Here is a 1,362-nt window from a genome sequence, read left to right as displayed (position 1 = left end):
TCGGGGCGGGCGGCCAGGGCCCGCGCCACCGCGACGCGCTGCTGCTGGCCGCCGGCCGGCTGTCGCGCAGGCCTGCCAGGGGCCCCAGACACCCGGGGCCTGCTCGGAGATCCGCGCGTACATCGACGGCGCGTTCCACATGCGCGCGACGGCCGTCAGCGTCCCGTCCTCGGCCTCCGTGACGGTGGACGGCGTGGCGACGGAAGCCGGCAGCGGGCCGGGCCCCAGGTCGGTCCAGGAGCCCCAAACGCCCGGCTCGCTCTGCTCGTTGACGTACAGCTCCGGTGCGCCCGCACGCTGGAAGACCTCGAAGAAGGCCAGTGTCCCGTCCGCCCGGGTGAAGGCGACGGGCGCCCCGAAGAACCTCGGCACGTTCGCGGACGGCGGCCCGAACGCCTCGGGCGCCGACCAGGACCCGTCCTCGCCGGACTGGTGCATCCTGACCAGGACGCTCGACTGGTAGCCGATGGTGAACACCTCCAGGCTCCCGTCGGCGTCCACCGCGACCGTCAGCAGCAGGTACTGGAAGTTGAGCGCCATGCCGTTTACCTGGCTCCAGTCGCCGTACGCGCCGCCGGGGTCGCTCTGTGAGCGGTACCAAATGGTCTGGCCGGTCACGTAGTTGGTCGAGAAGATCGCGACCTGTGCCTGCGTGCCGTCGGGCCGGGTGACGGTCGTGGTCTGCACCTGGGTGCCGGGAGGCGTGGCGTCCTGTATCCGGAGCTCGGCCGCCGCCGCGCGCGCCGGTGCCTGCGCCTGGGCGGCCGGCGCGAGGAGGCCGACCGTACCGATGAGGGCGGCGCAGACGGTCGCCGCCGCCGTGAATCGCCGTGCGTTCTTGCGCATGGGGTTCCGTACCTTCCGATCGGTCGCCGGGGCCCGTTTGGGCCGTGGCGTGGGCCGTCGGCCATGCTGCCATCCAGGTGTTCGCCCGCCGGACGGCCGACTGGATTTGGCCGGAATGCGGGGGGCCGGTGAGGAATTGGCGTCTCAGGACGCGTCGTCCGCCGCCGGCGTGGCCAGGCGGCGCAGGAGGGTCAGGGCGTCGTCGCGGGCGACCGGGCGGAAGAACTCCGCGTCGACGGCCTCGACGGCGGCGATCGCGCGCGGGGCCAGGTCGGCGCCGGTCGCGGTGATGCGCAGGCGCTTGGCGCGGGTGTCGGCGGGGTCGACCTCGCGCTCGATCAGGCCCTTGGTTTCGAGGGCCCGCAGCACCTGGGAGGTCATCTTGACGTCGGTGCCGGCCTGGCGGGCGAGGGCGAGCTGGTTGGGGTGCTCGCCCTGGGCGTTCAGCCACCAGGTGCAGGCGAGCAGGACGAACTGGACGTGGGTCAGGTCTCCCCCGGGTTCGATGTCGGCGCT

General features: G+C 73.4%; 2 protein-coding genes. Both read right to left on the bottom strand.

The window, feature by feature from the left end; all coding sequences use genetic code 11:
- Positions 1-846, bottom strand: an 846-nt coding sequence (locus AB0O00_RS39680; RefSeq protein ID WP_363659526.1) for a hypothetical protein, incomplete at its 3' end; no start/stop codon positions are given.
- Between the two features lie 144 nt (positions 847-990).
- The coding region (locus tag AB0O00_RS39675; protein ID WP_363659525.1) for a MarR family winged helix-turn-helix transcriptional regulator at positions 991-1,362 on the bottom strand (372 nt) is incomplete at its 5' end.

This window comes from Kitasatospora sp. NPDC093558, assembly GCF_040683475.1.
In the GTDB taxonomy this organism is placed as follows: domain Bacteria; phylum Actinomycetota; class Actinomycetes; order Streptomycetales; family Streptomycetaceae; genus Kitasatospora.
The sequence above is the reverse complement of the archived record's forward strand: the minus strand, read 5'-3'. Positions and strand labels throughout refer to the sequence as shown.